Origin of the sequence: Pseudomonas folii, assembly GCF_014357575.1 — a bacterium.
Taxonomy (GTDB): Bacteria; Pseudomonadota; Gammaproteobacteria; order Pseudomonadales; family Pseudomonadaceae; genus Aquipseudomonas; species Aquipseudomonas folii.
This window is the reverse complement of record NZ_JACONW010000011.1, coordinates 14394-31803: the sequence shown is the minus strand read 5'-3', so window position 1 is coordinate 31803 and position 17410 is coordinate 14394. Positions and strand designations below refer to the sequence as shown.

Here is a 17410-nt window from a genome sequence, read left to right as displayed (position 1 = left end):
TTAGCAAGCGGGAGCCTTTCGGCCCCCGCTGCGGCTTACCAGGTTTGGGTGGCCTTGAACTTCTCGATACCGGCTTTCATGCCAGCGTCGATTTCGTCATTGAAGTCACCCTTCACGTTGATCTTCGCCATCAAATCGGCGTGATCGCGGTTGAAGTAAGCAATCAGCGCTTGTTCAAAGCTGCCAATCTTGGCGATTTCGATGTCGGTCAGGAACCCACGCTCAGCGGCATACAGCGACAGCGCCATGTCAGCGATCGACATTGGTGCGTATTGCTTCTGCTTCATCAGCTCGGTAACGCGCTGACCATGCTCAAGTTGCTTACGGGTCGCTTCGTCCAGGTCAGAAGCAAACTGGGCGAATGCGGCCAGTTCACGGTACTGAGCCAGAGCGGTACGGATACCACCGGAGAGCTTCTTGATGATCTTGGTCTGAGCGGCACCACCCACACGGGATACCGAAACACCGGCGTTCACTGCTGGACGGATGCCAGAGTTGAACATGGCCGATTCCAGGAAGATCTGACCGTCGGTGATGGAAATCACGTTGGTCGGAACGAACGCGGAAACGTCGCCAGCCTGAGTTTCGATGATCGGCAGTGCGGTCAGGGAACCGGTTTTGCCGGTCACTGCGCCGTTGGTGAACTTCTCTACGTACTCTTCGGAAACACGCGATGCGCGCTCCAGCAGACGGGAGTGGAGATAGAACACGTCGCCTGGGTAAGCTTCACGACCTGGTGGACGGCGCAGCAGCAGGGAAATCTGGCGGTAAGCCACTGCTTGCTTGGACAGATCGTCATAAACGATCAGCGCGTCTTCACCGCGGTCGCGGAAGAATTCACCCATGGTGCAACCCGAGTACGGTGCAAGGAATTGCAACGCAGCGGATTCAGAAGCACTTGCAGCCACGACGATGGTGTTAGCCAGTGCGCCGTTTTCTTCGAGCTTGCGAACAACGTTGGCGATGGTCGATTGTTTCTGACCGATTGCTACGTATACGCAGAAGATGCCGCTGTCTTTCTGGTTGATGATCGCGTCGATGGCCAGAGCGGTTTTACCGATCTGACGGTCACCGATGATCAGCTCACGCTGGCCACGGCCGACTGGAATCATGGCATCGACAGCCTTGTAGCCAGTCTGTACAGGCTGGTCTACCGACTTACGCCAGATCACGCCTGGAGCAACTTTCTCGACCGCATCGGTCTCGGTGTTGTTCAGCGGACCTTTGCCGTCAACTGGGTTACCCAGTGCGTCGACTACGCGACCCAGCAGTTCCTTACCAACCGGAACTTCGAGGATGCGGCCAGTGCACTTGGCGCTCATGCCTTCAGCCAGAGTCGTGTAGGCGCCCAGTACCACAGCACCTACAGAGTCTTGCTCAAGGTTCAGCGCCATACCGTAGACGCCGCCCGGAAACTCGATCATCTCGCCGTACATTACGTCGGCCAGACCGTGAATCCGCACGATGCCGTCAGATACGCTGACGACAGTGCCTTCGTTACGGGCTTGGGAGGTTACATCGAGCTTGTCGATGCGACCCTTGATGATTTCACTTATTTCGGAAGGATTGAGTTGCTGCATTGCTCTGCTGCCCCTTCAAACTCAAGATTTCAATGCTTCGGCTAGTTGCGCGAGTTTGCCGCGAACTGAGCCATCGATAACCAGGTCGCCGGCTCGGATTACGACACCACCAATAAGGGTGGCATCCTCCGAAGCATGCAGGCGCACTTCCCGGCCGAGCCGTGCACTGAGAACCTTGGCGAGTTTGTCTTGCTGTTCTTGGTTCAATGCAAAAGCACTGGTGACATCCACATCGACCGATTTTTCCTGCTCGGCCTTGTACAGGTCGAACAGTTCGGCGATCTCCGGCAGAAGCGGGAGACGGTCGTTTTCGGCAACGACATGGATGAAATTCTGTGCCTTGGCATCGAACTTGTCGCCACACACTTCAATAAAAGTGGTGGCCTTGTCTGCGCTCGTCAGTCGCGGGGCCTTGAGTACGCGCTGCATGGTGTCATCTTGCGACACCGCTGCAGCCAGGCCGAGCATGGCTGACCAATTGGCCAGTTGCTGGTGGGCCTGGGCGTGCTCGAAGGCTGCCTTAGCGTAAGGTCGGGCCAACGTGGTCAGTTCTGCCATGATCGCCCTCGCTTAAATTTCAGCAGCCAGTTTGTTAACCAGCTCCGCGTGCGCGTTTTGATCGATTGTGGCACCCAGGATTTTCTCAGCGCCGCCGACTGCCAGGCTACCCAATTGGGCACGCAGCGCGTCTTTGACACCGTTCAGTTCCTGTTCGATCTCGGCCTGAGCCTGAGCCTTCACACGGTCAGCTTCGACACGGGCCTGTTCACGGGCTTCGTCGACAATCTGAGTACCGCGTTTCTTGGCTTGCTCAATGATCTCGGCTGCCTGAGTTTTAGCTTCGCGCAGTTGATGACCCACTTTCTCTTGGGCCAACTCCAGGTCGCGAGCTGCTCGGCTGGCAGCGTCCAGTCCATCCGCGATCTTCTTCTGACGTTCGTGCAAAGCCGCAATGACCGGAGGCCAAACGTACTTCATGCAGAACAGCACAAAAATGAAGAACGCAACGGACTGGCCAATCAGGGTTGCATTAATGTTCACGCCAACACCTCGCTCGTTCGTTGTCCATCACACCAATCACCTCGAAATATCGAGAGATTAGCCAGCGAGTTGACCAACGAAGGGGTTCGCAAAAGTGAAGAACAGAGCGATACCAACACCGATCATGGTTACGGCGTCGAGCAGACCGGCAACGATGAACATTTTAACCTGCAGCATTGGAACCATTTCTGGCTGGCGAGCTGCGCCTTCCAGGAATTTGCCGCCCAACAGGCCGAAGCCGATTGCAGTACCCAGTGCGCCCAGGCCGATCAACAGTGCAACAGCGATAGCGGTTAGACCAACTACAGTTTCCATCTTTCCTCCCGACTTTTACGTCGTATTGGTTAGGTTTTCTTAGATTAAAGCGGTAAAACAAATCGTTTTACATCAGCCTTTGCGGTTCCCCGCTTGCGGCCTCCTCTCGCCGAAGCGAGAGGTACATCCAGACGCGCCAGGCGAGTCTTAATGGTTATCTTCGTGAGCCATCGACAGATACACGATGGTCAGCATCATGAAGATGAACGCCTGCAAGGTGATGATCAGGATGTGGAATACAGCCCACGCCCATTGCAGAACCACGCCCAGGCCGCTGAGCCAGAGCAGGCCGCTGCCGAACATGACGGCGATCAGGATAAACACCAGCTCGCCAGCGTACATGTTGCCGAACAGACGCAGTGCCAACGAAATCGGTTTGGCAATCAGAGTCACGAATTCAAGCAGGAAGTTCACCGGAATCAACAGCGCCTGAACAAAAATGTTCTTGCTGCCGAACGGGTGCAGGGTCAGTTCGCCGATAAAGCCGCCGATGCCCTTGACCTTGATGCTGTAGAAAATGATCAGGGCGAAGACCGACAGAGCCATGCCAAGCGTGGCGTTAGGGTCTGTCGTCGAAACAGCGCGGAAAGGAATGTGCGAATCGCCCGAAATCAGGATCGCCAACTGAGGAATCCAGTCAACTGGAACCAGGTCGACGGCGTTCATCAGGAACACCCAGACGAAAATGGTCAGCGCCAACGGTGCAATTACCGGGCTACGACCATGGAAGCTGTCCTTCACGCTACCGTCTACGAAGTCGACCAGCACTTCAACGAAGTTCTGCAGCGCGCCTGGTTGCCCTGAAGTTGCCTTCTTGGCCGCCATGCGGAAAATCAGAACGAAAATCAGACCCAGGGCAACAGACCAGCCGAGAGTATCGACGTGGAAAGCCCAAAAGCCCATTTCCTTCGCTTCTGCAGCGGTGTGGGCAAAACCCCAGCCGCCATCTGGTAGCTGACCGAAGGTCAGGTTCTGCAAGTGGTGCTGGATATAGCCCGAAGCTGTTTGCTCTGCCATGTTTGCCTCAAACGCCCTAAGGTCTCGAAAGTCTTGTTCTCATCAGCAGGGGAGCGAACCAATTGACCACCTGGATCAACATGAACACGCCGAATACCGCTATCGGCGCCAATGGCTTCACACCTGCAAAGGTCAGTGCAAAAAGCACTGCCGTAAAAATCAGCTTGCCCGCCTCGCCGGCATAAAATGACCGGACAATGGCTTGCGCTGCTCTAGCCCCGGAAAACCGGAAAGCCTTGTGAGCAAAATACAAATTGGGCAGCCATGCTATCAGGCCTCCGCACAGCCCTGAATATCCGGCTACGACTCCGTGCCACTGCCACAGCACCAGGGCTGCCAGCAGCAGGACAATAAATTGAGCCAGCAGTACCGGGAAAACCGCCAGTCGATGGAACGGCAAGCGGTTTGGCATGCGTGTCTCCATCACTCCTGCTCCTCGTGCGTCGGCCGCCAAAATCAATAACTTGGCATAATTTGTGCCGACAAAATGCGCGCAGAGTATAGGGGCGGTTCAGCCCCTATTCAACCTTCAGGTAGTGATTTCCGACTACACGCTACAGTGCAATTGTTTCAGCGGATGTGGGCGAGCACGCCCTGGAGCTCATCCAGCGAGTTATACCGGATCACCAATTGCCCTTTACCCTTCTGCCCGTGCCGGATTTGCACCGCAGAGCCCAGCCGCTCGGCCAGACGCTGTTCGAGGCGACTGATATCCGGATCGGTCTTGGCCGGCTCGACAGCCGCAGGTTTTCCACTCAACCACTGGCGTACGAGCGCTTCTGTCTGGCGAACCGTCAGGCCACGTGCGACAACATGTCGCGCCCCTTCCACCTGCTGTTCTTCGGGCAGACCGAGCAACGCGCGAGCGTGACCCATTTCCAGGTCGCCGTGGGAAAGCATGGTTTTGATCACATCCGGCAGCGCAATCAGACGCAGCAGGTTGGCAACGCTGACCCGCGACTTGCCGACCGCATCGGCCACTTGCTGCTGGGTGAGCTGAAATTCATGCTGCAGACGCTGCAGCGCGACTGCTTCTTCGATGGGATTGAGGTCTTCGCGCTGAATGTTCTCGATCAGCGCCATGGCGATAGCGGTTTCATCCGGCACATCGCGCACCATCGCCGGGATGGTTTCCATCGCGGCTTGCTGGCTCGCACGCCAGCGACGCTCACCGGCGATGATTTCAAAACGGTTATCACCGATCGGACGCACCACAATCGGCTGCATCACGCCCTGGGCCTTGATCGACTGGGCGAGCTCTTCGAGCGCCTGCGGATCCATGTCACGACGTGGCTGGTACTTGCCGCGCTGAATCAGCTCCAGCGGGATGTGCTGCAGCTCACGCTGGTCGGCCTTGACGGCTTGTTCTTCGAGGGAGCTGACGGTTGGACTGCTCAGAAGTGCGTCCAGCCCACGTCCGAGACCTCTTTTCTTGACGGCCATGGGATTTCCTTAAGTTGGCTGAGCTGTGCGCGAACCGCGCCGTTGACGGCGGACCATTTCCCCTGCCAGAGCAAGGTAGGCCAATGCACCGCGAGAACTTTTGTCGTAAGCCAGAACAGGCATACCGAAACTCGGTGCCTCGGCGAGACGAATGTTGCGCGGGATTACGGTGTCGTAGAGCTGTTCGCCGAAATGCTCTTTGAGCTGTGCAGACACGTCGTTGATCAAGCTCAGACGCGGGTCGTACATGGTGCGCAGCAATCCCTCGATTTTCAGGGCTGGATTGAGCAATTCGCCAATGCGCTTGATGTTATCCACAAGGTCGCTAAGACCTTCCAGAGCAAAGTATTCACACTGCATGGGGATAATAACCCCGTCTGAAGCGACCAGCGCGTTCAACGTCAACATCGACAGAGACGGTGGGCAGTCGATCAAGATGTAATCGTAATTCTCGCGGATCGGCGCCAGTGCATTGCGCAGGCGGCTCTCCTTCATCTTCATTTCGAGCAGATTAACTTCGGCCGCCGTCAGATCGCGGTTTGCGGGCAGTAGCTGGTAGCCGCCATGTTCGGAGAATTGCATGGCCTGAGCCAGATCGCATTCACCAATCAGAACGTCATAAACCGAGTTTTCCAGGGCGTGTTTATCCACACCGCTGCCCATCGTGGCATTGCCCTGAGGGTCGAGATCGATCAGCAGTACGCGGCGCTTGGTAGCGACCAGCGATGCTGCGAGGTTGATACAGGTGGTGGTTTTACCCACACCACCTTTTTGGTTCGCAATCGCGAATACCTTAGCCATGCTTGCTTGTGTTCCCAGTCATGCCGTGCGGCGCAGTATCAGCAGATGGCGTTGGCCTTGGCAACCCGGTACGGTCAAGGCTTGTGCGCTATCCACGCGGAAATCTGCGGGCAATGCTACCAGTTCATCGGTCGGATGCAGGCCTTTCATCGCCAGCCATCGCGTGTTGGTGTCGCCCATGTGACGGGTCCACCCAGTAAAGTCTTCCAGGCTACTGAACGCACGGGAAACGATCCCGGTGAACGGCAGCTCCGGTTGAAAGGACTCGGCCCGGCTGTGGATAACTTCGACGTTATCGAGCTTGAGCTCAAGTTTGACCTGAGTCTGGAACCGGGTCTTTTTGCCGTTACTGTCCAGCAGCGTCACTTTCATCTCCGGAAACATGATGGCTAGCGGAATGCCCGGCATGCCACCACCACTTCCAACATCCAGCCAGCGTTCACCCTCGACAAAAGGCACCACGCTCAGACTGTCCAGCAGATGACGTGAAACCATTTCGTCCGGGTTGCGTACAGCGGTCAGGTTGTAGGCCTTGTTCCACTTGATCAACAGGGCCAGATAGGCCAACAGCTGTGAGTGCTGGCTTTCACTGAGTTTTACTCCCAGTTCCTGAGCGCCTCGGGATAACTCTTCGGCATGTTGCGGGGTGACCATAGAACTCAAGCGCTTTGCTCCAACTGACGGCCCGCGCCGCGTTTTTTCAGGTGAATCATCAACAGGGAAATCGCCGCCGGCGTTACGCCCGGGATTCGTGAAGCCTGCCCCAGCGTTTCTGGACGAGTTATCCCCAGCTTGCTCTGAATCTCTTTCGACAGACCGGAAATGGTCGTGTAATCGATGTCTTCAGGCAGCTTGGTGTCTTCGCTGGCACGCAGCCGAGCAATTTCGTCTTGCTGGCGGTCAATGTAACCCGCGTATTTCGCCTTGATTTCAACCTGTTCAGCGACTTGCGGATCAGGGCTGCCATGGCCGGTGAGGGAAACCAGACTGGCGTAGTCGATTTCCGGTCGGGTCAACAGGTTGAGCAGGTTGTATTCGTGAGTCAACGGCGTGCCGAAATGACTGGCAATGGCATCGCCCTGCTCAGTACCCGGACGTACCCAGGTGCTTTTCAGGCGCTGCTCTTCCAGTTCGATGTTTTCACGCTTGGTGCAGAACGCAGCCCAGCGGTGATCATCAACAAGACCTAGATCGCGGCCTTTTTCGGTCAGGCGCAAGTCCGCGTTGTCTTCACGCAGAATCAAGCGGTATTCGGCACGAGACGTGAACATCCGGTACGGCTCTTGGGTGCCAAGAGTGATCAAGTCATCCACAAGCACGCCGATGTACGCTTCATCGCGACGTGGACACCAGCTTTCCTTGCCCTGGGCGCGAAGAGCGGCGTTGGTCCCGGCCAGCAAACCTTGGGCACCGGCTTCTTCGTACCCGGTCGTACCGTTGATTTGTCCTGCGAAGAACAGACCCGCGATGACTTTGGTTTCGAGGCTGTACTTCAGATCGCGTGGATCGAAGTAGTCATATTCGATGGCGTAGCCAGGACGCACGATGTGGGCATTTTCCATACCGCGAATCGAACGGACGATCTGTAATTGCACGTCAAACGGCAACGAAGTCGAAATGCCGTTCGGATAAAGCTCATGCGTCGTCAGGCCTTCGGGTTCGATGAAGACCTGATGGCTTTCCTTGTCGGCGAACCGATGGATCTTGTCTTCGATCGACGGGCAATAGCGTGGACCCACGCCTTCGATAACGCCGGAATACATGGGCGAACGATCGAGGTTGGCCGCAATGATTTCGTGAGTTCGGGCATTGGTGTGAGTGATCCAGCAACTGACCTGCGACGGATGCTGTTCCTTGGAGCCCATGAACGACATAACCGGAATGGGTGTATCGCCGGGCTGTTCTGTCATGACCGAGAAATCCACCGAACGGCCATCGATGCGCGGTGGCGTACCGGTTTTCAGGCGACCTACTCGTAATGGCAATTCACGTAAACGATGTGCCAGCGCGATTGACGGCGGATCACCGGCGCGACCACCCGAGTAATTCTGCATTCCGATGTGGATAAGTCCACCCAGGAAGGTGCCGGTCGTCAGCACGACCGAATCGGCCATGAAACGCAGGCCCATTTGGGTCACGACGCCCCGTACCTCGTCCTGCTCGACGATCAGGTCATCACAGGCTTGTTGAAATACCCACAGGTTCGGCTGGTTTTCGATGGTTTCACGGATAGCCGCTTTGTACAGAACACGATCTGCCTGAGCGCGAGTTGCCCGGACTGCAGGGCCTTTGCGGCTGTTCAGCACACGGAACTGGATACCACCTTTGTCGGTGGCCATCGCCATCGCGCCGCCCAGGGCGTCGATTTCCTTGACTAGATGACTTTTACCAATGCCGCCAATAGCGGGATTGCAGCTCATCTGGCCCAGTGTTTCCACGTTGTGGGTCAGCAAAAGGGTTTTTACACCCATACGTGCCGACGCCAGTGCGGCCTCGGTACCGGCATGACCGCCACCGATGACGATCACTTCAAAACGGGAAGGGAAATCCACCACGCACCTCGTGCCTGTTCTAGATGGGAAATTGGGATAGCTGACAAGTATAGGGACTTCACCCCCCTGAAAGGAACCCGTTGCACAAAATTTAACCAGCTGTGGAAAAGTCTCAGATATAGAAATTAAAAAGAGAGAAGATTTATAAAACCTTATTTTAAATGCTATTTATACTGAGCCACATTTCTGTGGATAGATTGCTACAGGCCTTATTTATCAATGTGTACAGAGAATCAAAAGTCTGTGGCCATGTGTTCGGGAGGGTTCTGGATAACCGGCTTGAGCCTGTGGATTAAAACGATACTTGTCCACAGAGGAGGTTATGCTCATATTTCAACCCCTGTTATCAACTGCCCTTAGCGGGCGTTATCCACAGAGCTTAATACGATAAATTTCGTTGATCAGAGAGGTGCGAGGGCATTTATCGAAGGGCAGGAAGGTTCTGCAATCGAGCCGAGGACAGTTTCAAGTGACAAACGCATGGGCCAAGCCATAACCAAAATGGTTAAAACGCAGCTATTGTGAGTTCCGCGGACAAAAGCTAATAATAGCTATTATCATTAACATACCCTTATCACCATGCCCTCCTACTCCCATACGGTTGCCGTGCAGTGCATATATGAGCAACATCATTCGTGGCTGAACGCCTGGCTCAAAGCCAGACTGAATAACGCGTGCGATGCTGCCGATGTAGCCCAGGACACCTTCGTTCGTATTCTTGGCTCAGCCAATGCCGCGCCTATACGTGAGCCACGTGATTACCTGGCTACGGTGGCTCGCGGCTTGGTGATTGATCGCTACAGGCGCAGAGCGATCGAATTGGCTTACCTGCAGACATTGGCCGACAGACCTGAAACGACAGTGATCAGCGAAGAAGACAAGGCGTTGATCATTGAGACGTTGATGGCTGTGGATAAAGCGTTGAGCGAACTGGGAGCCCGTACCAAGCACATATTTGTTCTATCGCAGATCGATGGGCTGACTTATCAACAGATCGCGACTCAATTGAAGGTTTCTCTGACGACTGTGAAAAAGCACATGGTCCGTGCGTTGACTGAATGCACGATGCTCATGGCGCAGATGTCGTGAGTGCGATGCCTGACCGCAAGGTGTTCGAGGCGACAGCCAGTTGGTATGTGCAATTTCAGAGTGAGCCTATGTCGCAGGACGACCAGATTGCCTGGCGCCGCTGGCTTGAAAGTGACCCCGCTCACAAGGTTGCCTGGGAACAGATGGAACAACTGCAGCGGAGCCTTGGGGGCTTATCTCCCGACCTGACCCGCCGCGTTTTATCGGCACCGCAGCAACGTCGGCAGGTGCTCAAATTACTGCTGGCTTTCGCAGGTACCGGCTACGTCGGCTGGAATATTCAACAGCACACTTCATTAAAGGATATGTGGGCTGACTACCGCACGCCGGTAGGTCAGCGTCGACATGTCGAGCTGGCGGACGGTACTCATGTCGAGCTGAACACCGAAACCGCGATAGACGTTTCATTTGACAGCCAGCAGCGGCTGATTCGTTTGCGTGATGGTGAAATTCTGATTCGCACCGGCAAGCGAGGGGATACCCGGCCGTTCTATGTCGAGACTCGGGACGGCAGAGTGCAGGCCCTTGGCACGCGATTCGTTGTCAGGCAGCTGGAACACGGCACCCGGGTCGGGGTTCTGGAGGATCAGGTCAGCATCCAGCCCGCCCGTTCATTAACTTCATCCATACTATTAAAAGTAGGTCAGGGGCTGGATTTCGACACTGAACGGGTCAGCCCTACCCGCATTTATCCACAGACCGAGGCGGCGTGGGTCGATGGCCAGTTAGTTGTTCTGGATGCGCGGTTGGGGGATGTCATCAAGGAGTTGGCCCGATATCGCTCAGGTGTGATGCAGTGCGATGAACAAGCGGCGAGCCTGCGGGTGTCCGGTGCATTTCGTCTGGACGCAACAGAGGCGGTGTTGGCAAATCTGCAGACGACGCTGCCCATTCGGGTGAATTACTTCACTCGGTATTGGGTGTCTGTGAAGCGCATTGGCTAACGCTGAAAAATATCGTCAGTGAGGGTTACCTTTTTCAGTTCTGGCACGGCCCTACAGGTAAATACGATTCATCACCTCGGGGTCATCAATAAAAATGCGCTTCCCACCTCTCCCGTTCCATGCGCGGCAGCACCTTTCTCGACAATGCATCGGCTATGGCTTGCTGCTGGCAGCCGGTGGCATGAGTTGCGCGGTGATGACCAGCAGCGTCATGGCTGCCGCTGCTGTTCAGAGCTACAACATCAGCGCGGGCCCGCTGGACAACGCCTTGAATCAGTTTGCGTCGGCTTCCCATGTGATCCTGTCATTCTCTCCGCAACAGACCGCCGGCCGCACGAGTCCGGGCCTGCGCGGTAACTATTCGATAGAGCAAGGTTTCGCAGCGCTGTTGCAGGGGGCAAGGTTGCAGGTCGTGGCGCAAGCCCCCGGCAGCTATGTCCTGCAAACCGTGCCCGAGGATGGATCAATTGTTTTATCGCCGACGAATATAGACAGCACTCAGTCCGGCAGCTATGAATTACCGGATCGTGGCTACAAGGCTGAAACCAGCCGGGTGGGGACCAAAACCAGCACACCACTTTCCGAAACACCGCGCTCGGTTTCGGTAGTCACCGCGCAACGCATGAAGGACCAGAAAACCCAGACCCTTACAGAGGCGTTAGGTTATGTGCCGGGTATTTTCGCACCTCCGTTTGCTGCGGGCGATAACCTGGCGGGTGATCTGTTCTTCATCCGGGGGTTCAATGCCACCGACTACGGCTATGGATTGATGCGCGATGGGTTGCGTGTACAGGGCAATCGTTACGACACCACCACTGAGCCTTATGGACTCGAACGAGTCGAGATATTCCGCGGGCCATCGTCGATTCTCTATGGCGAAAATGCCCCAGGCGGCCTGGTCAATCTGGTAAGCAAGCGCCCAACCGACAATTCCCAGGGCGAGGTCCAACTCAGTTACGGCTCCAACAACCGTCGGCAATTGGGTGTGGATGTCTCCGGTCCTTTGAATGAAAGCGGTAATGTGCTGGGCCGGGTGGTCATGCTTGGGCGTAACGCTGACACACAGACAGATCATGTACCCGATGATCGACTCTACATCGCACCCTCTCTGACGTTGAATTTTGATGATTACAACAGCCTGACTCTGTTGAGCAGTTATCAGAAAGACCATACCAATATGGAACTGGGGCTGCCTGCTGCGGGCACTTTGTTGCGCAACCCGAACGGCAAGCTGGACAAGGACACGATGCTCGGCGTTCCAGACTGGAACACTTTCGAGCGTGAAATGTGGAGTGCTGGCTATGAGTTCAGCCACAGCTTCAACGACGATTGGCAATTCCGGCAGAACTCGCGATACATGCAGTCGCGCATTACCCGGCATGAGACCTGGCCCGGTAACCTCAACAACGCCGGATTTGGTACCCAGCTGAACGTCACAGCCTATGATCGCTATAACAAATCAATGGTTTACTCACTGGATAACCAACTGGAGGGTAAATTCAACAGCGGTGGTCTGGAGAACACCGTCCTGTTTGGTGCCAGTGTTGACCGCACCTCATTCAGCCAGGACTGGGATGCCGGCTTTGCGGGCCGCATCAACATCTATGATCCTGTTTATTCGGGTGATCCCGTGACATCCATTGCCGTGCAGAACACGCTTCTTGAACAACAGATGCAGGGGTTGTACGGGCAGATCCAGAGCAAATACGACCACTGGATTTTCCTTTTGGGCGGCCGTCAGGATTGGGTCGACAGTGACTTCCGCAACAAGCTGGCCCCGGCTGGCGACCTTAGCGCCAGCGACAAGAAGTTCACTTACCAGGGCGGGGTCATGTACCAGTTCGACAACGGCCTGACGCCGTATGTCAGCTACTCGACTGCCTTTGTTCCAGTGCAACAGATATCCAATGGCGGCGCTCCGCTGGATCCTATTACGAGTAGCCAGTATGAAGTGGGTTTGAAATATGAGCCCCGCGGCTGGAACACCGCCATTACCGCTTCCGTCTACGATCTGCGCAAGAAGGACGACACCTACCTCGATACGACCAGTGCCAGTTACCGACAGGTTGGGGAAAGTCGTTCCAAGGGCGTTGAGCTTGAGATCAACAGTGATGTCAGCCAGAACCTGAACATCACCGCATCCTATTCCTATACCGACGCCAGAGTGACCAAAGATGCCGCAGGTTCGCTGATTGAAGGGCACCAGATCACTGGCGTTCCGCGCAATCAGGCATCAGCGTGGGCTAAATACCGTTTTCTTGAAGGCTATCTGAGCGGGTTACATGTCGGGACAGGCATCCGTTATTTCGACAGCACCTTCTCTTACACCCCGGCGACGTTGTACGGAAAACTCGATGCCGGCGACGTGACGTTGGTAGACGCCAATATTGGCTACCAGATAGACAAGAATTGGTCAGTGGACGTAAACGCCAAGAATCTCTTCGATAAGGAATACGTGTCGGGATGCAACGACGCGGGACGCTGTTACTGGGGAGACAGCCGGACGCTGTTGGGAACCGTCAGTTATAACTGGTAGGGTTGTGGATAAGTTGGCCACTGTCGAGTTATCCCCAGTGGCCAACGCTCCATATCTATTTTCCGATGCAGAAGCTGGAGAAAATCCTGCCGAGCAGATCATCGGAACTGAATGCGCCGGTAATTTCCGCCAAAGACTGTTGAGCCTGGCGTAAATCTTCTGCCAACAACTCTCCTGCTCCGGCCAATGTCAGCTGAGCCCTACCATGCTCAAGCGAATCACCTGCATGGCGCAGCGCTTCCAAATGACGTCGGCGAGCGCTGAAGCTGCTTTCCGAGGTTTGCTCATAGCCCATGCAGGCTTTGAGATGCTCGCGCAACAAATCCAGGCCTTCACCGGCAGACTTGGCACTTAAACTAATGGTGACGTGGCCATCAGCACTGGTCTGCAACTCGACGGTGTCTCCACTCAGATCCGCTTTGTTACGTATCAAGGTAACTTTGGCTGGATCCGGTCGTTGTTCCAGAAACTCTGGCCATAGCGCAAAAGGGTCGAGTGCCTCAGGTGCAGTCGCATCAACCACCAGCAGCACGCGATCAGCCTCGCCGATAGCCTTCAGCGCACGCTGTACTCCAATTTTCTCGACCTGATCTTCGGTATCGCGCAGCCCTGCAGTATCGACGACGTGCAGAGGCATGCCATCAATGTGGATATGTTCACGAAGAATATCCCGGGTCGTGCCTGCGATTTCAGTAACGATAGCTGCTTCCTTGCCTGCCAGCGCATTCAGCAGACTCGACTTGCCTGCATTTGGGCGTCCAGCGATGACAACGGTCATGCCATCCCTTAACAACGCACCCTGCCCGGCCTCACGCATCACTGTGGATAACTCATCGCGCACTGCATCGAGCATCGAAAGCACGTGACCATCGGCCAGGAAATCAATTTCCTCCTCGGGGAAGTCGATTGCAGCTTCGACATAAATACGCAGGCTGATCAACTTCTCGGTCAAGTTATCCACACGGCGCGAAAAAGCGCCTTGCAATGACCGTAATGCATTACGTGCCGCCTGTGCAGAACTGGCTTCAATCAAGTCAGCAATGGCTTCGGCTTGGGCCAGATCCAGCTTGTCATTGAGGAAAGCGCGTTCGCTGAACTCGCCGGGTCTGGCCAGACGGCTGCCCAATTCAAGACATCGCTGCAGCAGCATATCCAGAACAATGGGCCCACCGTGCCCCTGAAGCTCGAGAACATCTTCGCCGGTGAACGAATTAGGGCCTGGAAAATAGAGCGCAATCCCTTCATCGATAACCTGTCCGGCACCGTCTTCAAACGGGCCGTAATGCGCAAATCGCGGTTTGAGAGTTCTGCCCGTGATGGCTGATGCTGCCTTGGCGGCAAGGGGCCCCGAAATACGCACGATCCCTACCCCGCCTCGGCCTTGTGCGGTGGCGATGGCTGCAATGGTCTCACGTGGGGCATTCATGGTGCGGGCTCCAGGACAAATAGCGGATAGCAAAACGCCCCACTAGGGGGCGCCTTGTAAAACTTATTCACAGGTTAGATCAAGCTTCGGCTTTTTTGGTCGCCGCTTCGATCTTGCGAGTGATGTACGCCTGTTGAGCGATCGACAGGGTGTTGTTCACAACCCAGTACAGAACCAGACCAGCAGGGAACCACAGGAAGAAGAACGTGAAGATGATTGGCATCATTTTCATGACCTTGGCCTGCATCGGATCCGGTGGAGTCGGGTTCAGACGCTGCTGGATGAACATGGTGGCGCCCATGATGATCGGCAGAATAAAGAACGGGTCTTTGATCGACAAGTCAGTTATCCACAGAATCCACGGTGCCTGACGCATCTCGACGCTTTCAAGCAGAACCCAATACAGCGACAGGAACACCGGCATTTGTACAAGAATTGGCAAACATCCACCCAGCGGGTTGATCTTCTCTTTCTTGTACAACTCCATCATTGCCTGCGACATTTTCTGACGATCGTCGCCATGCTGCTCTTTCAGGATCGCAAGTTTTGGTGCAACTGCGCGCATGCGAGCCATGGATTTGTAGCTGGCTGCCGACAATGGGAAGAAAAGACCCTTGATCAGCATGGTCAGGAAGATGATCGACCAGCCCCAGTTACCCACAATGGCGTGGATGTGTTGCAGCAGCCAGAAGATAGGCTGTGCAATAAACCACAGGATGCCGTAGTCGACAGTCAATTCCAGACCTGGGGATAACTCTTTCAGCACTGCCTGACTTTTCGGACCCGCATACAACGTGGCACTCAGCTCGCCTTTACTACCCGGTGCAACAGTTACAGCCGGGCCAGTGAAACCGATGATGTAGTTGCCTTGGTTATCTTTACGCGTCTGAACTGCGTTGGCAGTGTCCTTGCTCGGGATCCACGCCGTTACGAAGTAGTGCTGCAACCATGCAACCCAACCACCCTGGACGGTTTCCTTGAGCTGAGCCTTGTCGATATCTTTCATCGACACTTTTTTGTAAGGCTCGCCGGCTGTCCACAGCGCGGCACCCAGATAGGTCGCGGTACCGGTGGCAGTTGTGGAGGAAGGATCATCGCTGCCATCACGTTTCAGTTGGGCAAACAGGTTGCCCGACCAAGGCTGAGCGCTCTGGTTGTCGATTTCATAACTCACAACCAGATCGTACAAACCGCGCTTGAAGGTAAAGCGCTTGATGTAGTTGACACCGTTGTCGGTGAACTTCAGGTCGACAACCAGATTTTCCTGACCATCAGCGAGTTGATAGCTCTTCTGTGCAGACGAGTAAACCGGACGACCGGCCGGGCGGGCATCGGGACCGTTGTTGCCAGTCAGACCGCTTTGCGCCAGGAAGGTACGTTCGCCACCGTTATCGAACAACTGAAATGGCACGTCAGGATGGTCCTGACGACGTGGATACAGAGGCAGCCTCAACTGAACGACGTCGCCGCCGACTGGATCGATTTCCAGGCTGAGCACGTCGGTTTTGACCTGAATAAGGTCTTTGCTGGCAGCTGCTGGAGTTTCCAGCGGTGCAGCTACTTCGCCATTTGCGCTAGGAACATCGGCACTCGCAGAAGTTTTTGCACCAGTAGCCGTGTCCGGAATGCCCGGTGCAGGGGTGCTGGCGGCAACATTCTGAGTCGGCAAGGCGGCCTGGCCGTAGTCTTGGTTCCATTTCAGAACCCCGACATAGGTCACGATTGCCAGGGCGACGATCAGGATCGTGCGTTTAATATCCATGATTACTCGGCCATCGAAGAAGAACGGGAGGTAGGGACAGGCGGAACCGGGTCATAACCACCGGGATTCCACGGATGACAGCGACCTAAGCGACGAAAGGTCAGCCAGCCACCGCGCAGAAGGCCATGATTTTCAATGGCTTCATACGCGTAGCAGGAGCAACTGGGGTAGAAACGACAGTGACTGGCCATCAGCGGGCTAATGGCATAGCGATAGAACTGGATCGGAACGAGCGCCAGTTTACGCATCGGTACTATCTACCCCTACAGTTTCGGTTTTTGCTTCTGGAACCGGCCGACTGCGTGCCAGGCGCTTCCATAGCTTGCCGAAATGCTGAATCAATTCGGGGCTTTCTACGTCACCCAAGCCTTTACGCGCGACAATCACAATATCCCACCCGACCAAGTTGTCTTGGTGGTGGCGAAATGATTCGCGCATCAGGCGTTTCAAGCGGTTGCGCTCAACGGAGAGTTTGACGCTCTTTTTACCGATAACCAGCCCCAGACGGGGATGATCAAGGTCGTTATTGCGCGCAAGGAGCAGGAGATTTTTCCCCGGAACCTTGCCGGTAGGGGAGTCAAAGACTGCCTTGAAATGCCGGGGGGTAAGCAAACGCTTTTCCCGACTGAAGTCCTGACTCACCTCCAGTGCCGGATTATCAAACTGCCAGACGCGCGCGACCTTTGGCGCGACGACGCGACAGTACGGCGCGGCCGTTCTTGGTGGCCATGCGAGCACGGAAGCCGTGAGTGCGGGCGCGTTTGATAGTGCTTGGTTGGAAAGTACGTTTCATGGCGTGTTACCTGGTTCGTCCACAACGGGCCGGAATGGCCCCCGTTTTAAGAGACCGGGGATTCTAGAGAAAGCAAGCCTCTAGGTCAATTTCCAACCAGCGTTTCCTTCA

At 55.3% G+C, this 17410-nt stretch carries 18 protein-coding genes; 3 read left to right on the top strand and 15 right to left on the bottom strand.

The window, feature by feature from the left end; all coding sequences use genetic code 11:
- Positions 1–35: 35 nt before the first annotated feature.
- From atpA to mnmG, 10 genes are all read right to left on the bottom strand, one after another.
- Positions 36–1580, bottom strand: coding sequence for a F0F1 ATP synthase subunit alpha (gene atpA, locus H8S59_RS04400; protein ID WP_032628510.1), 1545 nt, complete (start codon positions 1578–1580; stop codon positions 36–38).
- Between the two features lie 21 nt (positions 1581–1601).
- Positions 1602–2138 (bottom strand): F0F1 ATP synthase subunit delta, encoded by a 537-nt coding sequence (locus tag H8S59_RS04395; RefSeq protein WP_095093122.1) that lies wholly within the window; start codon positions 2136–2138, stop codon positions 1602–1604.
- Positions 2139–2150: 12 nt separating this feature from the next.
- Entirely contained in the window at positions 2151–2621 is a 471-nt protein-coding gene (locus tag H8S59_RS04390) for a F0F1 ATP synthase subunit B (protein WP_027901592.1), read from the bottom strand.
- A 57-nt stretch (positions 2622–2678) separates the two neighbouring features.
- A complete protein-coding gene (gene atpE / locus H8S59_RS04385; protein ID WP_002555987.1) occupies positions 2679–2936 on the bottom strand; it encodes a F0F1 ATP synthase subunit C in 258 nt (85 codons plus the stop codon).
- 147 nt (positions 2937–3083) lie between these two features.
- Complete coding sequence (gene atpB / locus H8S59_RS04380; protein ID WP_027901591.1) at positions 3084–3953, bottom strand: F0F1 ATP synthase subunit A; 870 nt, start codon at positions 3951–3953, stop codon at positions 3084–3086.
- Between the two features lie 16 nt (positions 3954–3969).
- Positions 3970–4377 carry a F0F1 ATP synthase subunit I gene (locus tag H8S59_RS04375; protein WP_027901590.1) on the bottom strand — a complete coding sequence of 136 codons (408 nt, stop codon included), beginning with the start codon at positions 4375–4377 and terminating at the stop codon, positions 3970–3972.
- Positions 4378–4523: 146 nt separating this feature from the next.
- Positions 4524–5396: a ParB/RepB/Spo0J family partition protein gene (locus H8S59_RS04370; RefSeq protein ID WP_095093123.1), complete on the bottom strand. Its 873-nt coding sequence runs from the start codon at positions 5394–5396 to the stop codon at positions 4524–4526.
- A gap of 9 nt (positions 5397–5405) precedes the next feature.
- The gene (locus H8S59_RS04365; protein ID WP_027901588.1) at positions 5406–6197 is read right to left on the bottom strand and encodes a ParA family protein; all 792 of its coding nucleotides are present in this window, start codon (positions 6195–6197) and stop codon (positions 5406–5408) included.
- Between the two features lie 18 nt (positions 6198–6215).
- Positions 6216–6851 (bottom strand): 16S rRNA (guanine(527)-N(7))-methyltransferase RsmG, encoded by a 636-nt coding sequence (gene rsmG / locus H8S59_RS04360; protein ID WP_187520632.1) that lies wholly within the window; start codon positions 6849–6851, stop codon positions 6216–6218.
- Positions 6852–6856: 5 nt separating this feature from the next.
- A complete protein-coding gene (gene mnmG, locus H8S59_RS04355) occupies positions 6857–8749 on the bottom strand; it encodes a tRNA uridine-5-carboxymethylaminomethyl(34) synthesis enzyme MnmG (RefSeq protein WP_187520617.1) in 1893 nt (630 codons plus the stop codon).
- 579 nt (positions 8750–9328) lie between these two features.
- Between mnmG and H8S59_RS04350 the strand changes: the two genes are divergently transcribed.
- The 3 genes from H8S59_RS04350 (at position 9329) to H8S59_RS04340 (ending at position 13318) form a co-directional block, all read left to right on the top strand.
- Positions 9329–9838, top strand: a complete 510-nt coding sequence (locus H8S59_RS04350) for a sigma-70 family RNA polymerase sigma factor (protein WP_095093125.1) — start codon at positions 9329–9331, stop codon at positions 9836–9838.
- 5 nt (positions 9839–9843) lie between these two features.
- A complete protein-coding gene (locus H8S59_RS04345; RefSeq protein ID WP_246475076.1) occupies positions 9844–10782 on the top strand; it encodes a FecR domain-containing protein in 939 nt (312 codons plus the stop codon).
- Between the two features lie 94 nt (positions 10783–10876).
- Positions 10877–13318, top strand: coding sequence for a TonB-dependent siderophore receptor (locus H8S59_RS04340; RefSeq protein ID WP_187520615.1), 2442 nt, complete (start codon positions 10877–10879; stop codon positions 13316–13318).
- A 55-nt stretch (positions 13319–13373) separates the two neighbouring features.
- On the opposite strand, the gene mnmE is transcribed toward H8S59_RS04340, so the two are convergent.
- The 5 genes from mnmE to rpmH all read right to left on the bottom strand — a co-directional run bounded on the left by mnmE (position 13374) and on the right by rpmH (position 17299).
- Positions 13374–14744, bottom strand: a complete 1371-nt coding sequence (gene mnmE / locus H8S59_RS04335) for a tRNA uridine-5-carboxymethylaminomethyl(34) synthesis GTPase MnmE (protein ID WP_187520614.1) — start codon at positions 14742–14744, stop codon at positions 13374–13376.
- 79 nt (positions 14745–14823) lie between these two features.
- Positions 14824–16506: a membrane protein insertase YidC gene (gene yidC / locus H8S59_RS04330; RefSeq protein ID WP_187520613.1), complete on the bottom strand. Its 1683-nt coding sequence runs from the start codon at positions 16504–16506 to the stop codon at positions 14824–14826.
- Between the two features lie 2 nt (positions 16507–16508).
- Entirely contained in the window at positions 16509–16754 is a 246-nt protein-coding gene (yidD, locus tag H8S59_RS04325) for a membrane protein insertion efficiency factor YidD (protein ID WP_027901580.1), read from the bottom strand.
- Positions 16747–17148, bottom strand: a complete 402-nt coding sequence (rnpA, locus tag H8S59_RS04320) for a ribonuclease P protein component (protein WP_095093130.1) — start codon at positions 17146–17148, stop codon at positions 16747–16749. Before rnpA ends, yidD begins: the two co-directional genes overlap by 8 nt.
- 16 nt (positions 17149–17164) lie before the next feature.
- Entirely contained in the window at positions 17165–17299 is a 135-nt protein-coding gene (gene rpmH, locus H8S59_RS04315; protein WP_003213577.1) for a 50S ribosomal protein L34, read from the bottom strand.
- Between the last annotated feature and the right edge of the window lie 111 nt (positions 17300–17410).